This window comes from Sedimenticola hydrogenitrophicus, assembly GCF_025175675.1.
GTDB classification, from domain to species: domain Bacteria; phylum Pseudomonadota; class Gammaproteobacteria; order Chromatiales; family Chromatiaceae; genus Sedimenticola; species Sedimenticola hydrogenitrophicus.
Window position 1 is genome coordinate 20,842 of sequence record NZ_JANIOA010000014.1, and the last position, 21,409, is coordinate 42,250.

Sequence of the window (21,409 nt, forward strand, 5' to 3'; positions counted from 1 at the left end):
ATGCTCATCTACGACATGCCGCTCTACAGGCCCCCCAGCGAGGGCAACAACCTGATCATCCAGGCCACCCTGGGGTGCCATTTCAACCAGTGTTCGTTCTGCTCCATGTACAAGCAGAAGCACTTCAGCGTGCGGCCGCTGGAGGTGGTGTTCCAGGATATCGAGCAGGCCGCCCGGGCCTGGCCGGAGGCCCAGCGGGTGTTTCTCGCCGACGGCGACGCCCTGACCCTGCCCACGGATCACCTGCTGGCGATCCTGGACCGGCTGGCCGTGGCGTTTCCCCGGCTAAGCCGGGTCTCCTGCTACGCCAACCCGAGCGACATCCTGCGCAAGCAGGGGGGCGAACTGGAACGGTTGCGGGAACGCAGGCTGAATCTGCTTTACGTGGGTATCGAGTCGGGTTCGGGGGTGATCCTGAAAAAGATCAGCAAGGGGGCCACTCCGCGCAGTATCCGCAGGGCCCTGGAGAAGGCGCATGGCGGCCGACTCAAGGTCTCGGCCACGGTTATCCTCGGCCTGGGCGGAGAGTCCCGCTCAGAGGAGCACATCCAGGGCACCATCGAACTGCTGAACAGCGCCCCGGTCACCTACCTGTCGACCCTGCAGCTGTTTCTGGAGACCGGCGCGCGGCAGCGCTTCCTGGAGAAGTTCGGTGAACCCTTTATCCCCCAGGACGATCAGGCCATCCTGCACGAGCAGCGCCGGCTGGTGGCGGGCCTTGAACCGCCCGCCCCGGTGATCTTCCGCTCCAACCACGCCTCCAATGCCCTGGCCCTGGCCGGCAACCTGCCCCGCGACCGGGAACCCTTGCTGGCACGCATTGATCATGCCCTGAACCATGGCGAACGGCTGCGCCCCCGGCAGCTGCGCGGTCTGTAGGGGCAAACCCCGTGGTTGCCCGCTCAGTAGCCGCGGATATGAGGCACTCCGCCATGATCCCACGGGGCGCCCTATGACAGAGCAGGCACCACAGATGAACACGGATATACACGGATTTTTGAATTGGAAAGCTGCTCGACGAGTGGTCGTCCGTGCGAAGGAGCCTGCACGTGCGCGGCTGGAAGTTGAACCCATCTGTGTCCATCCGTGTGGATCCGTGGTTCGATAAGGGCGGTCACGTAGCGCCCGTAAGGAGCCCTAGGAGCCTGTCGGATTTAACACTGACCTACTGCGGAAAAGCCGAATTTGGCCAGATTTTCCGATCTCTCTCGTTAAATAGGTCCACTATTCGCCTCGAAAGATCGAAAAATCTGGCTCAAATCGGCTTTCCCTCGCTGCGGTCGGTCAAACCCGACAGGCTCCTAGACCGAAACCGACCCGCCCATGCCGGGCGGGTCGGAATGCTCGATTGCCTTATTCGCCCTTCTTTTCTTCCTGGGACTCAGGCAGGGCCTTGGGTGCCTCGAAGGAGAGCAGTTCCACCTCGAAGATCAGGGTCTCGTTGGGGCCGATGGCGCCGGGTGCACCGGTCTTGCCATACCCCAGGCTGGCGGGGATAACCAGTTTCCACTTGGCGCCCTGGTTCATCTGGCTGATGCCCTCGCGGAAACCGGGGATCACGCCGTTCAGCGAGAAACTGGCGGGCTCGCCACGGGCGTAGGAGCTGTCGAACTCCTCACCGGAAATCAGGGTGCCGCGATAGTGTACCGTGACGGTGGACCCGGCCGCCGGTTTCTCGCCCGTGCCTGCCTGCAGCACCTGGTACTGCAACCCGCTGGGCAGGACCACCACGCCCTCCTGCTTGCTGTTGTCCGCCAGGAACTTTTCACCCGCCTGTTTGGCGGCGATCGATTCCTGCTCCTTGGCCTGGGTCATCGCCTCCTTGGTCTGCTGGAACGCCTCGGACATCTGCTGCGGGGTCAGCTGGGTGGTCTTGCCACCGAGCACATCATCCAGCGCGGCACCAAAGGCAGCCCCCTCGACCTTCACGCCTTGCTGCTTCAGCTGCTGGGCAAACTGATAACCCAGGGCATAGCTGAACCGTTGCTCCAGGCTGGTCAGTTCGGCCGCCTGGACGGAAAGGGCTGCAGTCGCCAGAACCGCCGCGGTGATGATTGGTTTGATAGACACAGACATTGAATTTCCTTCGTGTGATTAATAGTGGCCCTGTGGGCCTGTAGGGTAAAACCGCAAGTTCTCAGGCGAACTTTCCATAAAACACTTGGATAACCGCCAAGCGCGCAAAAACCGGGATCGACCTCCCTGTACCGTAGCGGGAATAGCCGAAATTAATAATTGGCCGCTTATATTGCGTCAATTAATTGCAAATAGTCACATTATTGACTATCTTATCCTTGGCAGGAATCGATTTGATCCCTATGCTGGGAACAGTTCTCTTTATCCGGATAACCACCATGGCCATCAGCCCCCTATCGGATACCGCCCTGCAGGGCATCCAGCGCGGCATGCGCCAGTTGCGCCGCAATGCGGCGGATATTGCCAGCGCCAACCAGCTGACCGCCAAGACTCCGACCAAGGACGCGGTCCGCGCCCTGGTGGAACTTCACCAAAGCAGTCTGCAGACCAGCGCCTCGGTCAAAGCATTCAAGACAGCCGACACCCTGATAGGTTCCCTGCTGGATGTGAAGGCCTGAAGGGAAGGCCCCGTCAAGGATCAAAAAAACGCATCGATAGATCCACCGCCCGCACATCCTTGGTCAGGGCACCGACCGAAATATCATCCACGCCGGTCTCGGCGATCTCCCGAATCGACTCCAGATTGACGCCGCCCGACGCCTCCAGCCGGGCCCGGCCGGCGACCCGCTTCACCGCCTGACGCAACTGCTCGACGGGGAAGTTGTCCAGCAGGATGCGCCGGGCATCGGCCGCCAGCGCCTCTTCCAACTCCGCCAGCGACTCCACTTCCACTTCGATCTCGATATCCGCCGCCAGCGCCTGGGCCGCCTTGACCGCTTCCGTCACCGAGCCGGCCGCCTTGATATGGTTCTCCTTGATCAACACGGCGTCGAAAAGGCCTATGCGGTGATTGTGGCAACCACCGCAGGTGACGGCATACTTCTGCTGCAGCCGCAGGCCCGGCACGGTCTTGCGGGTATCCAGGATCCGCACCCCGGTGCCCGCCACCGTATCCGCGTAGCGCTTCGCCAGGGTGGCGGTGCCGGAGAGGGTCTGCAGGTAGTTCAGCGCCGTCCGCTCACCGCTCAGCAGCGCCCGGGTATTGCCGTTCAGCTCACAGACCAGCCGGTCGGCGGCGATCATCTCGCCATCCTGGCAATGCCAGTCGATCACGATCCCCGGATCCAGCTGCCGGAACACCTCGGCAAACCAGGCGACCCCACAGACCACCGCCGCTTCCCGGCAGACCACCCTGACCCGGGAGCGGGCATCCGCGGGGATCAGCGCCGCCGTCCGGTCCCCCGTACCCAGGTCCTCCGCCAGTGCCAGACTCACCTGAGCCTGAATAGCTTGCGCGCTTGGCAGGGACAACTCAGCCGATCTCCAGCAGCTCGACCTCGAACACCAGGGTCGCATTGGGAGGAATCACCCCGCCGGCACCGCGCGCGCCATACCCCAACTGGGGCGGAATGGTCAGTTTGCGCTTGCCGCCAATCTTCATCCCCTGCACGCCCTCGTCCCACCCACGGATCACCTGCCCGGCGCCCAGGGCGAACGAGAACGGATCGTTGCGGTCGAGACTGGAATCAAACTTGCGGCCATCGGTAAGCCAGCCGGTGTAGTGCACCACCACCCGCTGCCCCGCGGCGGCAACCGCCCCTTCACCTTCAACCAGCTCATCATATTTGAGGCCGGAGTCGGTCATTTTTTCTGTCATTACAGTGCCCTCGAGTCTAATAAATTTTCCTATTGTATACCGCCGGTGAACCCTACCACCAGCCGGAGCCGGGGCACCAAAAAAGACCCCCGCGAGGCGGGGGCTGTAACGGCACAGTAATTCACTCACACATTCACTTTCACGGTTCCTTCCCACCACCTGGCTTTTTCGACCCGGGCTTGTTCAGGGTCTCCACCAATGAGTTCAACGCCCGATCCATCAGCGGCACACTGACCTCGGGCAGCAGTACGGCTTTACCACTGCGCAGCCAGGCACCCAGCCCCTGCCGCGTCACCTCCGCCACCTTCATCCCCCGGCGATTGACGAACAGGCAGCTGCCACTGATGTTGCTGCGCCAGGAGAGTTTGGCGCGAATCACCGCCCCGTCCTCTTCGTTCAGCTCCAGCCAGGTACCCACATCCAGCTTCGCGGCCTGGGCATCGAAGGCATCGGGCTCGCTCACTATCGGGGCACTGTGGGCATCTGCCGATTCCAGCACGATCTCCTCCATGACCTCACCGACCTCCTCGACATAGTCCTCTTCGTCCGCCTGCTGGGTATGGGTTTCATCCAGGGCGCGACCGCCGCGCAGACAGGCCAGATGACGTGCCTGCAGCCCCTTGAAGGCCCGGTTCATCTTGTGTTGGTTGTAGGAGATTCCGGAGAGACCGGCGCGCAACCCCTTGAGCAATTCGGGAATGGAACGCAACAGCTCCTGACGCTCGCTGTGGCTGGGTTTGGGCATCACGCTCCAGACCAGGCGCTCCATCAGGTTCACCGCATCCGACCACTCGTCACTCTCCCGCCCCTTGCGCAGATAGATTAGCAGCAGCACATCGTTCCAGCCGTCCCGTACCAGGTTCTGCACCACGTCGGGCACGTCGCCGTAGTTGGACAGACAGCGGCCGATCTCATCCGCCACCTGGCGCTTGGCCTCGACCAGCGCCTCCTTGCCCTGGGTCACCTGAGTGGCCCGCTCCTCGGCCACATGGGCGCCGCGCTGCTCACGCTCGAGGAAGGCGGCAAACTGATCATACAGCTCATCGAACAGCGCCAGGTCATCGTCGAACTTGGTAAGGATTCGGTTCACCGCCGATTCAATCCGGGCATACAGGCCGTCGCCGCTGCGGCCGGACTCCTCGGTCCAGCCGATCGCTGCCTGGGCCATGACATTGAGCAGGCGGCGTGCCGGATGCTCCTTGCGGCTGAAGAAGCTCTTGTCCAGGATGGCCACCTTGAGCATCGGGATCTGCAGCCTGGCCAGCAGGGCACGCATGGGGTCACTCAGACCGGGATCATCGAGAATGAACTCAAACAGCATGGAGATGACATCGATGGTGTCTTCATCCGCGCGGCCGATTGCCATCCTGCCGGAGGCCGCCTGGCCGATCTGCGGCATCTTCAGCAGCGCGGTGCGCATGCTCCGGGCATCCATCACCGACGCGTTGGCCGCTTCCGCGATATTCCCCTGATGCTGCAGCACCGAGAGCGCCGACAGCAGGTTCACCGAATCGACATAATGAACATTTCCAGTGGGGGCCGTGCGGGATACCGGGCGTCGCTGCAGCAGCAACTGCTGCAGGGTGGCGAACACCTCGGCCTGCATCTCGGGATTATCTCCCGGGGCGTAGTCCTGGGTATCGGCAGCCGCGCCGCGGCCCGTGCTCCCGGTCGCCGGACCCTGGTAGGGTGAATTGCGCCGCATGGTTGGCTTGATACCCGGAAGGATTCCCGCCTTGGCCAGGGTAGCGTTGATCTGATCATAGAACGGACCAAGATGACCGATCAGCTCTTTTTCAAACTGCTTGTAGACCACCAGCCGGACCGGTAGCGTCACCTCCAGGGTGGCGATGGATTGTTCGAACGCGGCACACAGCGCGGCCGGGGCGAGCGGATTGCCGTCCTTGCCCATGGACACCCCGTGCAGCAGATAGCTGAATCGCTCGTCCAGGGCATAGAGATCACGATAGTAGGTGTTGTTGCCCTTGGAGACCATGCCGCTGACGGCCAGCCCCTCTTCCAGTTCATCGCTCTCCACCAGGCCCAGCTGATCGCTGTCGAAGCCGGTATCCGGTGACCGGCTGGAGACGGCGGACGGTCCCTGGGTCCAGAATCGGTCGAAGCGGCCCAGCACGCCCTTGTTGAAGTTGCTCTGGATCGGCCCGCGTTCGCGCCGCAGAATGCGCATGGCTTCAAAATAGGCGGTCTGATTGTGATCGCTCCCGGCCTTGTCCGCCTGGGTATAGAGCACATCATCCAGCCGCTCGAACAGCGCGTCCATCCGTTGCGGCAGAAACTTGACCAGCAACTGCCGGCCCGCATTGATGGTGCCATGATAACCCGGTCTGAGGACGACCCCCTGCTCCCCCGAACGCTTACCTTCAAATGAAATTATCTTCCCGGCATTCATAACTGGATTCCAATCGCTGCGTGTCTCATTCAGAATCGGCGGTACCCGAGCAAGGGTACCTCTACAGCATGGAGTCTGGACCCCGCCCGCCTCAGCTGTCGTGAGAGGCGTCACAAATAGCCAAAAGTCAAATAATTGCCACACAAAAGCGTGACTTGGCTCGCAGCTAACACGGCGGTCACGCACATTCCGGACACTCCACCGGGTCGGTTCCGCCCCCAAGCCGCCCAAAACAGAATACATTTCTGGTTAACTTCAAATTGTCCGTCATGTATTGTTACGGCGTGAACAGGCTCATCCAACACTTCGGCAAGGCGCTGGCGGAAAGTATCCGCGATCTACTACCTATTGTAGTCGTAATTGGCTGTTTCCAACTGCTGGTCTTCCAGCAACCGATCCCCAATCTGGGCAAGCTGCTGCTGGGAACCGTGGAGGTGGTGGTCGGCCTGACACTGTTTGTGCAGGGACTGAAAATGGGCCTGTTCCCGATCGGCGAATCGATGGCCCATGATTTCGCCTCCAAGGGCAGCATCCTCTGGCTCACCCTGTTTGCCTTCGCCCTGGGATTTGGCACCACGGTCGCCGAGCCGGCGCTGATCGCCATCGCGGATGAGGCCGCCCGGGTGGCGGCGCTCGGCGGCATGATCAGTGAAGACGAAACGGCGATACGCCACTATGCCGACGGCCTGCGCCTGACCGTGGCCGTCTCCGTGGGACTGGCCATCGTCATCGGCGTGATCCGCATCATCAAGGGCTGGCCGATACAGTATCTGATCATGGGCGGCTATGCCGGCGTGGTCATCATGACCGCCTTTGCCCCAGCCGAGATTATCGGCATCGCCTACGATTCCGGTGGCGTCACCACCTCCACCATCACCGTGCCGCTGGTCACCGCGCTGGGGGTCGGCCTGGCCAGCAGTATCCGCGGCCGCAACCCGATGACCGACGGCTTCGGCCTGATCGCCTTTGCCTCCCTCACCCCGATGATATTCGTCATGGGCTATGGCATGCTGCTGTAATGAACTGGCTGTCTGATTTCTTCGGCACCCTCGCCGCGACCATTACCGACGTGCTGCCGATCGCGGCCATCCTGTTCGGCTTCCAGCTGTTTGTGTTGCGCAAGCAGGTACACCATCTGAAACAGGTGCTGACCGGTTTCCTGCTGGTGCTGCTCGGCCTCGCCCTGTTTCTGCAAGGTCTGGAGGGCGCGCTTTTCCCGCTGGGCAAACTGATGGCGGTACAGCTCACGGCGCCGGAGTTCCTCGGCATCAGCCAGACCGCGAACGAGCTCGGCAACAATTGGCAGCACTACCTCTGGGTCTACCTGTTCGCCTTCGCCATCGGCCTCACCACCACCATTGCCGAACCCTCGCTGATCGCGGTGGCGATCAAGGCCAACCAGGTCTCCGGCGGCGCGGTCGGCACCTGGGGACTGCGCATCGCCGTGGCCCTGGGCGTGGCGATCGGCATCGCCCTGGGCGCCTACCGCATTGTCACCGGCACGCCGCTACACTACTACATCATCGCCGGCTACATCGTGGTGCTGATCCAGACCCTGTACTGCCCGAAGGCGATCATCGCCCTGGCCTATGACTCGGGCGGCGTCACCACCTCCACGGTGACCGTGCCGCTGGTGGCGGCCCTGGGGCTGGGCCTCTCCAGCACCATCCCCGGGCGCAATCCCATGCTGGACGGATTCGGACTGATCGCCTTTGCCAGCCTTTTCCCCATTATGAGTGTAATGGGCTACGCACAACTCAGTGAATGGCTTGCCCGACGGGCAAGAGAGACCCGAGCGAGGGATTAACTATGCATTTCAAACTGATCATTGCCCTCATTGAGGACAGCAAGACCAATACCGTGGTGGATGCCGCCAAAAATGCCGGCGCCACCGGCTCCACCGTGATCAACCAGGCACGCGGCGAAGGGCTGCAGAAAAGCAAGACCTTCTTCGGCCTGAGCCTGGAGGTGCAGCGCGACATGGTGCTGTTCCTGGTGGAGGAGCACCTGAGCCGGACCATCCTCGAAACTATTGCCGAGGAGGGCGAGTTCGATGCCAAACCGGGCACCGGCATCGCCTTCCAGATCGATGTCGAGGACGCGGTCGGAGTCAGTCACCAGATCCGCCAGCTCACCAGTATCGTGGAGGACGAGTTGTGAACAGCCGGGAGATCATCCGCGTTAGGGATGTGATGAAAGCGAACGTCGATACCGTGGACGGCATGGACACGGTGGAGGCGGCATTGCGCAAGATGGATCATGTCGAGACCAAGGTGCTGGTGGTCAACAAGCGGGACGAGAACGACGCCTACGGCATAGTCATGTTCTCGGATATCGCCCGCAAGGTGCTGGCCAAGGATCGGCCGCCGTCCCGGGTCAACATCTATGAGGTAATGACCAAGCCGGTGATCTCGGTCGAGCCCGACATGGACATCCGCTACTGCGCCCGACTGTTCGACCGCCTGCACCTGTCGCGCGCCCCGGTGATCAGCCAGGGCGAGGTGCTGGGGGTGGTGAGTTTCTCGGACATGGTGGTGAAGGGTATAAAAAAATGAGCCGAACGGGATGGTCGGGCTGGCTGGACTCGGCACGCCACTGCCCCTCGCCCAACCAGGACGAGCGCCCGGAATCCTGCGCGGTGGATCTGCTGGTGATCCACAACATCAGCCTGCCGCCCGATGAGTACGGCGGTCCCTGGATCGACCGGCTGTTCCTCAATGACCTGCCGCCGGATGCCCACCCCTATTTTGCCGACATCCATCAGTTGCGGGTCTCCGCCCACCTGCTGATCCGCCGCGACGGCGAACGGGTGCAGTACGTGCCGCTGCAACGGCGCGCCTGGCATGCCGGCCACTCCTGTCACGCCGGGCGCGAGCACTGCAACGACTATTCCATCGGCATTGAGCTGGAGGGGAGTGACGACATACCCTATACCGAGGCCCAGTACCGGGTGCTGGCGGAGACGATCCGGGAGATCCAGCGACACTATCCGGCGATCAGCGACCAGCGGATCACCGGCCACTGCGACATCGCCCCGGGACGCAAGACCGATCCGGGACCGGCCTTCGACTGGGGGCGGCTGCGACGGCTGTTGGTGAAGTTTGAAGGTAACTACTCACCCGATTTATATACGTGATTGGCCTGCCTTGTTGGTCGATCTTGATGGCGCCTCGAATCCGGCCCCATTTTCAGATCAAGCCTGCCCTTGTTTGAGCGAAGCGAGTTTGGGCAGGCGCTGAAAAGGGGGCCGGATTCGAGGATACAAGCCATCATGTGAGGCCGGCAAGGCAGGCCAATCACTTACAGACCGGTGAGTAGTTACCCCTGTTGATGGGTTACGTCGTGCCTCCTCCACCCATCCTACTCGCTAAATCAGGGAGTTAAGCACTGGGGCTGGCGGCGTAATCCGGGGAGTGAGGCGGAGGCGGAGTGCCCTGGATTCCGCCCGTTCGGGGTTGAGTGTCTGTCGAGGTTTCGTGGGGCGGGCTTCATCCAGGCTACAGTGCTCGCAGGAGTTGATGGGTTACGTCGTGCCTCCTCCACCCAGCCTACTCGCTAGGGGTCGGTCTTACGCCCGACAAAGGCATCGACAAACATCAGCGCCACCCCCAGGGTGATAGCGATGTCCGCCACGTTGAACGCCGGCCAGTGGTAGGTCTGGTAATAGAAGTCGAGGAAATCGATGACGTGGCCGAACAGCAGCCGGTCCAGCAGGTTGCCCAGCGCCCCGCCGATTACCAGACTGAGGGATACCGCCAACAGCCGCTCGTGCCGCAACCGGGCGAGCCAGACGGTCAGGATCAGCACCACCACGGCCGCCACCAGGGCAAAGAACCAGCGCTGCCAGCCCCCCTGGTCGCTGAGGAAGCTGAACGCCGCCCCCTCGTTATAGGCCAGGGTCAGATTGAAAAAGGGCAGCACCGGGATGGTCTCATAGACCAGCAGACTGGACTCGATCAGCTGTTTGCTGATCTGGTCCAGCACCACGATCACTAACGATAACCAGAGCCAACGCTGCATGAGCCGATCCCTATTGTATGCTGTGGGTTGAACGAGACGGGGCGCCACGAATCAGGCAATCCGCCTGGTCTCGCCCGTGCCGTCCACATTTTCCACACAGCGTCCGCACAGGGTCGGATGGGCCGCATGGCTGCCCACATCCTCGCGGTGATGCCAACAGCGGCCGCACTTCCCGTGCGCCGAGGCCCGCGCCAGCAGATGGACACCGGGGAGATCGGTCGCCACCGCCTCGGCCGGCTTCTCCTCCAGGTCGTGCACCCGGGCATAGGAGGTGATCAACACGAAGCGCAGCTCATCCTCCAGCTTCTCCAGATCGGCGCGCGCCTGCGCATCGCAGTAGAGATCCAGTTCGGCGTCCAGGGAGGAACCGATCACCCCGCCGGCGCGCAGCTGCTCCAGCTGTTTGCCCACCGCGGTACGGATCGCGATCACCCGGCCCCAGAACTCACGGTCGAAGCTGGCGTCCCGCTCCATCGGGAACAGCCCCTCGTACCAGGTCTCGACAAACACGGTCTCGCCGCGCTCGCCGGGGATGTACTGCCAGATCTCGTCGGCGGTGAAGCTGAGGATCGGCGCCAGCCAGCGCACCATCGCCTCCATCACGTGATAGATGGCGGTCTGGCAGGAGCGGCGGGCGCGACTGTCGGCCCGGGTGGTGTACTGCCGGTCCTTGATGATATCCAGGTACAGCCCACCCATCTCCGGGCCGCAGAAATTGTGGATCTTCTGGATGATCAGATGGAACTGGTAGCCCTTGTAGGCCTCGATGATCTCGGTCTGCAACTGCAGTGCGCGATCCACCACCCAACGATCCAGCTCCACCATCTCGTCCGGCGCCACCCGGTCCCGAACCGGATCAAAGCCGCTGAGGTTGGCCAGCAGGAAACGGGAGGTGTTGCGGATGCGGCGATAGGCGTCGGCGGTCCGTTTCAGGATCTCTTCGGACACCGTCATCTCGCCGCGGTAATCGGTCGCCGCCACCCAGAGGCGGATGACATCGGCCCCCAGCTGTTTCATCACCTCCTGGGGGCTCACGGTATTGCCCAGGGACTTGGACATCTTGTGCCCCTTGGCGTCGACGGTGAAGCCGTGGGTCAGCACCCCGGCATAGGGCGCCCGGTTGTGGATCGCCACCGAGGTGAGCAACGAGGACTGGAACCAGCCGCGGTGCTGGTCGGAGCCCTCCAGGTAGAGATCGGCCGGATAGCGCAGCTCCGCGCGCGGCTCCAGCACCGCGAAGTGGGTGACACCGGAGTCGAACCAGACATCCAGGGTGTCATGCACCTTCTCGTAATCCTGCGCCTGCTCACCCAGCAGCTCCTCCGGCTTCAGGGCGAACCAGGCCTCGATGCCCTCCGCTTCGATCCGTTGCGCCACCGCCTCGATCAACTCCGCCGTATCCGGATGCAGCTCGCCGCTGGCCTTGTGCACGAACAGCGCGATCGGCACGCCCCAGGTTCGCTGCCGCGAGATGCACCAGTCGGGCCGGCCGGCCACCATGCCCTCGATGCGGGCACGTCCCCAGTCCGGGGTGAAGGTGACCTTGTCGATCTCCGTCAGCGCGGTCTGGCGCAGCCCCTGCTGTTCCATGCCGATGAACCACTGCGGGGTGGCGCGGAAGATGATCGGCGTCTTGTGGCGCCAGCAGTGGGGGTAGCTGTGGGCCAGCCGCTCCTCGTGCACCAGGGCGCCGCGCGCCTTCAGCACCTCGATCACCTTCTCGTTGGCACCAAACACGTGCTCGCCGGCAAACAGCGGGGTCCCCTCGACGAAGCGTCCGTCACTACCCACCGGGTTGTCCACCTCGAGGCCGTAGCGCCGGCCGACGATATAGTCATCCAGGCCGTGCCCCGGGGCGGTGTGCACCGCACCGGTACCGGCATCCAGGGTGACGTGCTCGCCCAGGATCACCGGCACCACCCGATCATAGAAACAGTGTTTCAGCTTCAGGCCTTCGAAGGCATCGCCGCGGCCGTAGGCGATCACCTTGTAATCCTCGATACCCCAGCGCAGCATGCTGTCCTTGAGCATTCCCTCGGCGACCACCAGGCGCTCCCGGCCGTGCGCCCCGTTGGCCTGCACCACGACATAATCCAGCCCCGGATTCAGCGCCACCGCCTGGTTGGCCGGCAGGGTCCAGGGCGTGGTGGTCCAGATCACCAGGGAGAGCGGGCCTTCGCCATGGCCGCCAGGCATCGAGTGACAGCTTGACATCAGGGTCTCGGGATCGAGTACCTGGAAGCGCACATCGATGGCGAACGACTCCTTGTCCTTGTACTCCACCTCGGCCTCGGCCAGCGCCGAGCGGCAGTCGGTACACCAGTGCACCGGCTTGGAGCCCTTGTGCACATGCCCATTCCCGACAATGCGCCCCAGCGCCCGCACGATGTCCGCCTCGGTCTGGAAGGCCATGGTCAGATAGGGATTCTCCCAGTCACCCACCACGCCCAGGCGCTTGAAATCGGTGCGCTGTTTGTCCACCTGCTTGTTCGCGTACTCACGGCAGGCGACGCGGAACTGGGCTGCCGTCACCTTGCCACCCGGCTTGCCGACCTTCTTTTCCACCTGCAGTTCGATCGGCAGACCGTGGCAGTCCCAGCCCGGCACGTAGGGGGAGTCGAGGCCATCCAGGCTGTGACTCTTGACAATGATGTCCTTCAGCACCTTGTTGACCGCGTGCCCGATATGGATCTCGCCGTTGGCATAGGGCGGGCCGTCATGCAGGATGAATTTGGGCCGGCCGGCGAAGACCTCGCGAATCTTGTGATACAGCCCCATCGCTTCCCAGCGCTTGAGCATCTCGGGCTCGCGATTGGCCAGGTTGGCCTTCATGGGAAATCCGGTACTGGGGAGGTTCAGGGTACTTTTGTAGTCAGTCACTCTATTGCCTTGTCGCCGCTGGATCCAGCTGTGCGATCTGTCTGGTCAAATTTGGATGGTTGCCGCCGCATGGCTCCGGTGCGAGGCTGCTGCGACAATTACACCACTGATTCAAATCCGATTCACTTATTTATCGATCCCGAAAAAGGCCCGGGCCTGGGTGGCATCCAGCACGATCTGCCGGCGCAGCGCCTCGAACGACTCGAAACGCCGTTCATCCCGCAGCCGTTTGCGGAACTCCACCTCTACATGCTCGCCGTAGATGGTGCGCGCGAAATCAAACAGGTGCACCTCCAGCAGGTAGCGGGAGTCCCCCGCCACCGTCGGCCGGTTGCCGATGTTGGCCACCCCGGGCAGCGGCCCCTCGGCCAGCCCGTGCACCATCACCGCGAACACCCCGTGCACCGGGCTCACCCTGCGATGCAGGTCGATATTGGCGGTGGGAAAACCGATAGTCCGGCCGCGGGCATCGCCATGGGCCACCCGGCCGCAGATCCTATAGGGGCGCCCCAGATTGCGCTCGGCCAGCGCCAGATCGCCCTGGGCCAGGGCCTCGCGGATGCGGGTACTGCTGACCCGAGCCTCACCGTCCATGAAGGTATTCATGTTGGCCACTTCAAAGCCCTGTGCCTCGCCCGTCTGGCGCAGCAGCTCGATATCGCCCACCCGGCCGCGGCCAAAGCGGAAATCGTCACCGACATAGAGAAACCGCACATCCAGCCCGCTTACCAATAGCTCCTGGACAAACTGTCGGGCCGACATGGCGGCAAGCTTCCGGCCGAATTCCAGCAACACCACCCGCTCGATCCCTGCATCCTTCAGGGCCTGCAGCTTTTCCCGCATCCGGGTCAGACGCGCCGGCGCGGCATCCGGGGCAAAGTACTCCATCGGCTGCGGTTCAAAGGTGACCACCGTGGTCGGCAGCCCGAACGCCGCGGCCCGCTCCCGCAGATGGAGGAACACCGCCTGATGACCGAGATGCACACCATCGAAATTACCGATGGTGGCCACACAGCCCCGGTGTTCAGCGCGCAGATTGTGGAGACCGCGGATAACCTGCATCTTAGCCCGTTCAATAGAATCCAAAGCGCTGCATTATAGGCAATGTTTTATCACAAGTCCCCGTTTCCGCAGCGCCCCCCTGTCCCGCTCAGGAGCGATGGGCACGGAAATGCCGCGGCCCGATGCCCTGCAGGGCCAACACAGCGAAGTAACTGCCTACCCCCGCCAGGACCCAGAGCGACAGGCGCCACACCTTGTCCGCGGCGGTCATCCCCAACCAGGAGGCGAGATCACCCACCCCCCAGTAGAGCAACGCGCCCATGATGGTGGAGGCCAGGACAGCCCGCAGAATCAGCAGCGGCCAGCCGGCCTCCGGACGATAGACACCGGCCTGGCGCAATCCCCGGAACAACAGAAATGCATTGAGCGTGGCGGAGAGCGAAGTGGCGAGCGCCAGCCCGGCATGGGCCAAGGGAAACACCAGCAGGATATTCAATACCATATTGGTGATCATGGCGATCACCGCGATGCGCACCGGGGTCCGGGTGTCCTGCCGGGAGTAGTAGCCAGGGGCTAGCACCTTGATCAGGATAAAGGACAACAGGCCCAAGGAATAGGCCATCAGGCTCTGCCGCGACATGGCCACGTCGGCCACATCAAACTGCGCCGACTGGAACAGGGTGGCGATCATCGGGCCGGCCAGCACAAACAGTCCGACCGCCGCCGGCAGTCCCAGCAGCAGGCCCCAGCGCAACGCCCAGTCGATCACCTGGGAGAAGCCCTCGGGTGACTCGGTGGCATGTTTTTTCGACAGATTGGGCAGGATCACCGTGGCCAGCCCCACCCCCAGTATGCCAAGGGGAAACTCCATCAGCCGGTCGGAGTAATAGAGCCAGGAGATACTGCCGGAGACCAGAAACGAGGCGATCAGGGTATCCAGCAGCAGATTCAGCTGGGTCACCGATACCCCGAACAGCGCCGGCAGCATCAGCCGGCCGATGCGCCGCACCCCCTCATCCTTCGGGGCAAAGACAAACCGCGGCAGCAACCGGATCTGACGCAGAAACGGGTACTGGAACAGCAGCTGCAGGATGCCGGCCAGCAACACCCCCCAGGCCAGCGCCATGATCGGCCGCTCCATCCGCGGCGCCAGCCAGATGGCACAGGAGATGAGCGAGATATTCAGCAGCACCGGGGTGAAGGCGGGAATGCCGAAGCGGCCGTGGGCATTGAGGATACCCCCGGCAAAGGCGGTCAGCGAGATGAACAGCAGATAGGGGAAGGTGAGCCGCAACATGTCCACGGCCAGATCCAGCTTGCCCTCCGAGCCGATAAAACCGGGTGCAAAGAGCATCGCCAGTACCGGCGCCCCCAGTACACCCGCCAGGGTGACCGCCAGCAGCACCGCCCCCAGGGTGCCGGCCACATGGTCGACAAAGCGCTGCAGCTCGGCAAAACTGCGCCGCTCCTTATATTCGGTGAGTACCGGGACAAAGGCCACGGCGAAGGCGCCCTCGGCAAACAGGCGACGCAGAAAATTGGGTATCTTGAAGGCGACAAAAAATGCGTCGGTTCCGGCATTCGCGCCAAAGGTATGCGCCACCACCAGATCCCGCACAAAACCGAGAATCCGCGACAGCAGGGTATTGGAGCCCACCTTGGCCAGTGATCTGAACATGCGTCTATGTGCTACCTGAAATGGGGGCCGCCGACGGCCGAAGGGCGGATTATAGGCTTTTTATACCCTTTTTTCAGAGGTATCGGGTAGAATCCGGCAATGCTGAATGCAAGTAATTACTCACGGGGTGATAGGCCTACCTTGCCGGCCTCACATGATGGCTTGTATCCTCGAAGGCGGGCCAATCACTTACAGACCAGGTGAGTAGTTACGAATGCAATAAGAACCGCTATTAAATAGCCCCTTTCGCGGCGGAACCAGCTCCCACGAGACTCAGCGTCATCCTGCGCCGGTGATGTTCGAGAACCATAGGGCTGGCCGCGCCCGCCGACGGCGCCCGCGGAGTGAGAATTGGCTGTTGACAAACCGCGGTCCAGCCTCCAGAATACCGCGCTCTTTAGCGAGATACTCAATTTACTGAATTTTTGGAGACAGACCTTGGCCAACTCACCACAAGCCCGCAAACGTGCGCGTCAGGCCGAACAGCATCGCCAGAACAATGCGTCGCGGCGCAGCAACATGCGCACCTACCTGAAAAACGTAGTGAAGGCGTTGGCGACTGGCGATAAGGAAAAGGCTACCGAGGCTTACAAACAGGCGGTACCGGTGATCGACCGTGCGGCAAACACCGGCCTTATCCACAAGAACAAGGCTGCCCGTCATAAAAGCCGCCTGAATGCACAGATCAAATCGCTGTAAACAGTAGCGCCTGTGCATCACGAAAAACCGGCCAAAAGCCGGTTTTTTTTCGCCCGCCAGATACTTGCCCCCCCTGCCTGCACCACGGAGACACAGAGAGCACAGAGGAGTCGTAAAATTCATCTACTGATGCGACTCACCCGGCCTGTAAGTGATTGGCCTGACTTGTTGGCCGATCCTGAGGGCACCTCGAATATGGTCTGTTTTGTCAAATACTGATGTCGTGTGGCAAGCATCCAGGCGAAAGCCACCGATAAGTGGGTAGGATGCGGTGAGTAAAACGAACCGCATCTCAAGCCTTACCTCGAGGAGTGGTACAGGGAGGTACCGTTAACGGATCCGAGGATGGAATGGCGCGGTTCGCAAGCTCACCGGCACCCTACACCCGAAAAGTGACGACGATATCAGGCTGGTATTGATAAGCCACAGCCCCGAACAGGTTTCCCCGCAGTGGGTTCGCGTTAAGTCCGACAGGCTCCCTGGGCAATCAGACCAGCACCAGATTGTCCCGGTGGATCAGCTCCTCCTCATCCACGTAACCCAGAATCTCCTGGATACGGCCGGAGGCGAACCCCTTGATCCGCGCGCTCTCCGCCGAATTGTAGTTGACCAGGCCGCGGGCGACCTCCCGTCCCTGCTCATCGACACAGACCACCATCTCGCCGCGGGAAAACTCCCCGATCACCTGCTTCACGCCCACCGCCAGCAGACTGCGCCCGGATTCGCGCAGCACCCGCACCGCACCCTCGTCCACCACCAGGCGGCCACGCACCTGCAGGTGTCCGGCCAGCCAGCGCTTGCGCGCCGCCTCGGCCTCCTGCACCGGCAGCAGCAGGGTGCCGACCGGCTCCCCGGCGGCAATCCGGGTCAGCACGGCCTCGCCTCTCCCCGGGGCAATAATGGTGGCGGTACCGGAGCGCGCGGCCAGCCGGGCGGCACGCACCTTGGTCACCATCCCGCCCTGCCCCAGCAGGCCGGAACTGCCGCCGGCCACCTGGTCCAACATCGGATCGTCGACCCGGCTCTCATTGATCAGCAGCGCATCGGGATTAGTGCGCGGATCGCTGTCATAGAGTCCCTGCTGGTCGGTCAACAACACCAGCAGATCCGCCTCCACCAGATTGGCCACCAGCGCCGCCAGGGTATCGTTGTCACCGAAGCGCAACTCCTGATTGGCCACCGTGTCGTTTTCGTTCACAACCGGCACCACACCGAGCGAAATCAGGGTGCGCAGGGTGCTGCGGGCATTCAGGTAGCGGCGCCGGTTGGTCAGGTCGTCATGGGTCAGCAACACCTGGGCGGTGTGCAGGTCGTGCTTCTGGAAACAGGTCTCATAGGCGCGCACCAGCCCCATCTGGCCAATGGCGGCGGCGGCCTGCAGCTCGTGCAGGGTGGTCGGGCGGGTGGTCCAGCCCATCCGGCTCATGCCTTCGGCCACGGCCCCCGACGAGACCAGGATCAACTCATTGCCGGCCAGCACCCAGCTGGCCATCTGCTCCACCCAGCCCGAGAGCGCCTCCCGCGCCAGGCCCTTGCCGTCGGCGGTCAACAGGGCACTGCCGATCTTGACCACCCAGCGATGGGCCGAGGTAAACCTTTCCCGGGACATCTTCATACGACCGCCCACTACTCCTGCAGGGGATCCCAGCCCCCTGGTTCCTCGCTGATATCCGCCGCCGGCGCCTCCAGCTCGCGCAACGCCTTCAGGCGCATCATCAGCGCCTGCATCAGTTCGCGGGTGCCCTCGCCACTCAGCGCCGAGATCGAGTAGACCGGTCCCTGCCACTCCAGCTCGGCCAGCACCGCCGCACGCTTTGCCGCGAACTCATCGGCGGGCATCAGATCCAGCTTGTTCAGCACCAGCCAGCGCTCCCGCTCGTACAGGTCATCGCTGTACTTCTCCAGCTCGGCGGCGATCAGCCGCACCTCTTCCGCCGGCGAGACCGCTTCATCCATCGGCACCATGTCCACCAGATGCAGCAGCAGGCGGGTACGGTTCAGGTGCTTGAGAAACTGCAGCCCCAGTCCCGCCCCCTCGGCTGCCCCCTCGATCACACCGGGGATGTCGGCAATCACGAAACTGTTGCCGGTGCCTAGGCTGACCACGCCAAGATTGGGGTGCAGGGTGGTGAAGGGGTAGTCCGCCACCTTCGGGGTGGCGCTTGACACCTTGCTGATCAGACTCGACTTGCCGGCGTTGGGCATGCCCAGTAGGCCGACATCCGCCAGCAGGATCAGCTCCAACAGGACATCCCGCTCCTCACCCATGGATCCGGGGGTGAACTGGCGTGGCGAGCGGTTGGTGCTGCTCTTGAAGCGGGCATTGCCGATGCCGTGAAAACCGCCCTTGGCGACCAGCAGCTGCTGGCCATTGGTCAACAGCTCGCCGATCAGCTCCTCGGTCTCCAGGTCGGTCACCCGGGTCCCTACCGGCACCTTGATATAGAGGTCCTCGGCACTGCGCCCGGTACAGTTCCTCCCCATCCCCTGCTGACCGCTCTGCGCCCGATGACGCCGCTGGTGCCGGAAGTCCACCAGCGTATTCAATCCGGAGTCAGCCACCAGATAGACACTGCCGCCGTCACCGCCGTCTCCGCCGTCCGGACCACCTCGGGGGATGTATTTCTCGCGCCGGAAACTGACGGCACCGTTGCCCCCCTTTCCGGCTTCTACGCGAATTGTGGCTTCATCAACAAATTTCATGGGCGTGCCCGTGACTGCTAAAATAGATCGTCATAACGTAAAAAGCCCCGTCATAAGACGAGGCCTTTTGTCGTTGTAAAGCGGTGGCGCGATCAGGCCGGAATCACGCTGACATAGCGACGATTTTTCGGGCCCTTGATCTCAAACTTCACCACGCCGTCCACCTTGGCGAACAGCGTATGGTCCCGGCCGCAACCGACATTCACGCCGTTATGTACTGCCGTACCACGCTGACGGATGATGATGCCGCCGGCATTGATGACCTGGCCGCCGAAAACCTTCACGCCCAGACGTTTTGACTCAGAATCGCGGCCGTTACGTGTACTACCGCCTGCTTTTTTATGTGCCATTGCCTAACCCTGCCCCTCAGCCAGCGCTGATTCCGGTAATCTCGAGTTCTGTGTACCACTGACGATGTCCCTGGCGCTTCAGGTGATGCTTGCGCCGCTTGAACTTCAGGATCGTCACTTTCTTGGCCCGCCCATGGGATTTGACCGTCACGGTGACCTTGCCACCGTCCACATAGGGTGTGCCAATCTTAATATCTTCGCCGTCGGCGACCATCAGGACCTTATCAAGGTCGAGCGAAGCGCCTTCTTCAGCACCCAGCTTTTCGACTCTTACTGTATCGCCCTCGGAAACCCGGTACTGCTTACCCCCGGTCTGAATTACGGCATACATACCAAATCTCCGCAAAAATCTGCTAATTCGGCGCGCAGACATGCAACGCGCCAACGAAAGAGGCGGAATTCTACCCGTGGCGGCAGCGCAGGTCAATCACCATGCGCAAAAAACCGGAAATCTCCTGCGTGCGCCACCGTCGGTTCCGCACCAGCGGCAGGCCCACGACATCTAAACGCGCAAATGCTTGAAAGAGAGGATCTGACTGCTTGCTTGACGGGTGTTCGCGGCCATGGGTGAGGCAAGCGCTTGCGAAGCGCAGCTTCGCGCGCAGCCGAACGCTGAAGCAGCTGTGCTGCGAGGCCGGAACGGCCGCGGCAAGCCCCCAGGGGTGAGCTGCGCAGCAGCGAACGCCCACCCAGGGATGGGTGGGCCGGGCTTTCATGCGAAGCAGGACGCGTAGCATGAAAGGGTTTATGGCGTCCCGGCGAGCAAGCAGGCAGGTCCTCGCCCCGCCCGAAGTTAAATGACATCGTCCAGGCTCCAGCGGGTCTCGCGCTTGACAGTATCCGGGCAGGCTCCTAGCATGCTTCACTCCCAAATCCCTGAAACCAACGCGTTAAGAACAGACCCCATGGAAATGAGCACAATCCGCGAGCTGGTTGCGGAAGACATGAAGGCGGTAGACGCCCTGATCCTGCAGCGGCTGCAGTCCGATGTGGTACTGATCAATCAGGTGGGACACTACATCGTCAACAGCGGCGGCAAACGGCTGCGGCCGATGATCGTGCTGCTGGCGGCTCGCGCGCTGAACTATCGGGGTGAGGGACATATCGATCTGGCGACAGTGATCGAGTTCATCCATACCGCCACCCTGTTGCACGACGATGTGGTGGACGAATCGGACATGCGGCGCAACCGGGATACCGCCAATGCCGTCTGGGGCAATGCCGCCAGCGTGCTGGTGGGCGATTTCCTCTACTCCCGCTCGTTCGAGATGATGGTGGAGATGGACACGATGCGGGTGATGGAGGTGCTCTCCCACGCCACCAACCGCATCGCCGAGGGCGAGGTGCTGCAGCTGCTCAACTGCAACGACCCCGACACCACCGAAGAGCAGTACCGCGAGGTGATCCTGCGCAAGACCGCCACCCTGTTCGAGGCCGGCGCCCGCCTCGGCGCGGTACTGGGCAACGCCACGCCGGCGCAGGAGCAGGCGATGGCCGATTACGGCCTGCACCTGGGCATCGCCTTCCAGATCATCGACGACGCCCTCGACTACAGCACCTCCAGCGACGAGATCGGCAAAAACATCGGCGACGACCTGGAAGAGGGCAAGCCGACCCTGCCGATCCTGCGGGCGATGCAGGTGGGCACCCCCGAACAGCGGGCCGCCCTGCGCGAGATTATAGAAAAAGGTGGCCGGGAACATATCGAAACCGTCATGGCGACCATTGAATCCACCGATGCGATCGAGTACACTGCGCGCCTTGCCGCGGAGGAAGCCGACAAGGCCAAGCAGGCGCTGAGCGCCCTGCCCGGGTCCCCCTTCCGCGACGCCCTCGCTGCCCTGGCCGATTTTTCCGTCCGGCGCAGGAGTTAG

Annotated in this window: 19 protein-coding genes and 1 pseudogene; 8 read left to right on the plus strand and 12 right to left on the minus strand. The window is 62.5% G+C overall.

Annotated elements, in window-relative coordinates; genetic code table 11:
• The gene (locus NPX02_RS09420; protein ID WP_260293289.1) at positions 1 to 879 is read left to right on the plus strand and encodes a radical SAM protein; all 879 of its coding nucleotides are present in this window, start codon (positions 1 to 3) and stop codon (positions 877 to 879) included.
• Between the two features lie 474 nt (positions 880 to 1,353).
• On the opposite strand, the gene NPX02_RS09425 is transcribed toward NPX02_RS09420, so the two are convergent.
• A complete protein-coding gene (locus tag NPX02_RS09425) occupies positions 1,354 to 2,070 on the minus strand; it encodes an FKBP-type peptidyl-prolyl cis-trans isomerase (RefSeq protein ID WP_260293290.1) in 717 nt (238 codons plus the stop codon).
• A gap of 284 nt (positions 2,071 to 2,354) precedes the next feature.
• Between NPX02_RS09425 and NPX02_RS09430 the strand changes: the two genes are divergently transcribed.
• Positions 2,355 to 2,594: a hypothetical protein gene (locus NPX02_RS09430; protein ID WP_260293291.1), complete on the plus strand. Its 240-nt coding sequence runs from the start codon at positions 2,355 to 2,357 to the stop codon at positions 2,592 to 2,594.
• Positions 2,595 to 2,607: 13 nt separating this feature from the next.
• On the opposite strand, the gene nadC is transcribed toward NPX02_RS09430, so the two are convergent.
• The 3 genes from nadC to NPX02_RS09445 form a co-directional block, all read right to left on the minus strand.
• On the minus strand, positions 2,608 to 3,492 hold the full coding sequence (nadC, locus tag NPX02_RS09435) for a carboxylating nicotinate-nucleotide diphosphorylase (protein WP_260293292.1): 885 nt from the start codon (positions 3,490 to 3,492) through the stop codon (positions 2,608 to 2,610).
• Positions 3,449 to 3,793 (minus strand): FKBP-type peptidyl-prolyl cis-trans isomerase, encoded by a 345-nt coding sequence (locus tag NPX02_RS09440; RefSeq protein WP_260293293.1) that lies wholly within the window; start codon positions 3,791 to 3,793, stop codon positions 3,449 to 3,451. The genes nadC and NPX02_RS09440 overlap by 44 nt, the downstream gene beginning before the upstream one ends.
• Before the next feature lie 139 nt (positions 3,794 to 3,932).
• Positions 3,933 to 6,203 (minus strand): DUF1631 domain-containing protein, encoded by a 2,271-nt coding sequence (locus tag NPX02_RS09445; RefSeq protein WP_260293294.1) that lies wholly within the window; start codon positions 6,201 to 6,203, stop codon positions 3,933 to 3,935.
• A 269-nt stretch (positions 6,204 to 6,472) separates the two neighbouring features.
• On the opposite strand from NPX02_RS09445, the pseudogene NPX02_RS21610 reads away from it, so the two are divergent.
• From NPX02_RS21610 to ampD, 4 genes and pseudogenes are all read left to right on the plus strand, one after another.
• Positions 6,473 to 8,010, plus strand: a pseudogene (locus tag NPX02_RS21610) (DUF1538 domain-containing protein).
• 2 nt (positions 8,011 to 8,012) lie between these two features.
• Complete coding sequence (locus NPX02_RS09460; protein ID WP_260293297.1) at positions 8,013 to 8,363, plus strand: P-II family nitrogen regulator; 351 nt, start codon at positions 8,013 to 8,015, stop codon at positions 8,361 to 8,363.
• On the plus strand, positions 8,360 to 8,758 hold the full coding sequence (locus NPX02_RS09465) for a CBS domain-containing protein (RefSeq protein ID WP_260293298.1): 399 nt from the start codon (positions 8,360 to 8,362) through the stop codon (positions 8,756 to 8,758). The genes NPX02_RS09460 and NPX02_RS09465 overlap by 4 nt, the downstream gene beginning before the upstream one ends.
• Entirely contained in the window at positions 8,755 to 9,339 is a 585-nt protein-coding gene (ampD, locus tag NPX02_RS09470; protein ID WP_260293299.1) for a 1,6-anhydro-N-acetylmuramyl-L-alanine amidase AmpD, read from the plus strand. Before NPX02_RS09465 ends, ampD begins: the two co-directional genes overlap by 4 nt.
• Positions 9,340 to 9,758: 419 nt before the next feature.
• On the opposite strand, the gene lspA is transcribed toward ampD, so the two are convergent.
• The 4 genes from lspA to murJ form a co-directional block, all read right to left on the minus strand.
• A complete protein-coding gene (gene lspA / locus NPX02_RS09475) occupies positions 9,759 to 10,223 on the minus strand; it encodes a signal peptidase II (protein WP_260293300.1) in 465 nt (154 codons plus the stop codon).
• A gap of 51 nt (positions 10,224 to 10,274) precedes the next feature.
• Positions 10,275 to 13,103, minus strand: coding sequence for an isoleucine--tRNA ligase (gene ileS, locus NPX02_RS09480; protein WP_260293301.1), 2,829 nt, complete (start codon positions 13,101 to 13,103; stop codon positions 10,275 to 10,277).
• A gap of 126 nt (positions 13,104 to 13,229) precedes the next feature.
• On the minus strand, positions 13,230 to 14,165 hold the full coding sequence (gene ribF / locus NPX02_RS09485; RefSeq protein WP_260293302.1) for a bifunctional riboflavin kinase/FAD synthetase: 936 nt from the start codon (positions 14,163 to 14,165) through the stop codon (positions 13,230 to 13,232).
• Between the two features lie 88 nt (positions 14,166 to 14,253).
• Positions 14,254 to 15,783 carry a murein biosynthesis integral membrane protein MurJ gene (gene murJ / locus NPX02_RS09490; RefSeq protein WP_260293303.1) on the minus strand — a complete coding sequence of 510 codons (1,530 nt, stop codon included), beginning with the start codon at positions 15,781 to 15,783 and terminating at the stop codon, positions 14,254 to 14,256.
• Positions 15,784 to 16,221: 438 nt separating this feature from the next.
• On the opposite strand from murJ, the gene rpsT reads away from it, so the two are divergent.
• Positions 16,222 to 16,482: a 30S ribosomal protein S20 gene (rpsT, locus tag NPX02_RS09495; RefSeq protein ID WP_260293365.1), complete on the plus strand. Its 261-nt coding sequence runs from the start codon at positions 16,222 to 16,224 to the stop codon at positions 16,480 to 16,482.
• A 487-nt stretch (positions 16,483 to 16,969) separates the two neighbouring features.
• Here the strand turns inward: rpsT and proB are convergent, their stop codons facing one another.
• From proB to rplU, 4 genes are all read right to left on the minus strand, one after another.
• Positions 16,970 to 18,097, minus strand: a complete 1,128-nt coding sequence (gene proB, locus NPX02_RS09500) for a glutamate 5-kinase (RefSeq protein ID WP_335342546.1) — start codon at positions 18,095 to 18,097, stop codon at positions 16,970 to 16,972.
• Positions 18,098 to 18,108: 11 nt separating this feature from the next.
• On the minus strand, positions 18,109 to 19,185 hold the full coding sequence (gene cgtA / locus NPX02_RS09505; protein ID WP_260293304.1) for an Obg family GTPase CgtA: 1,077 nt from the start codon (positions 19,183 to 19,185) through the stop codon (positions 18,109 to 18,111).
• Between the two features lie 92 nt (positions 19,186 to 19,277).
• Complete coding sequence (gene rpmA / locus NPX02_RS09510) at positions 19,278 to 19,535, minus strand: 50S ribosomal protein L27 (RefSeq protein WP_260293305.1); 258 nt, start codon at positions 19,533 to 19,535, stop codon at positions 19,278 to 19,280.
• Between the two features lie 16 nt (positions 19,536 to 19,551).
• Positions 19,552 to 19,866 carry a 50S ribosomal protein L21 gene (gene rplU, locus NPX02_RS09515; protein WP_260293306.1) on the minus strand — a complete coding sequence of 105 codons (315 nt, stop codon included), beginning with the start codon at positions 19,864 to 19,866 and terminating at the stop codon, positions 19,552 to 19,554.
• Between the two features lie 574 nt (positions 19,867 to 20,440).
• Here rplU and ispB point away from each other — a divergent pair.
• Positions 20,441 to 21,409, plus strand: coding sequence for an octaprenyl diphosphate synthase (ispB, locus tag NPX02_RS09520; RefSeq protein ID WP_260293307.1), 969 nt, complete (start codon positions 20,441 to 20,443; stop codon positions 21,407 to 21,409).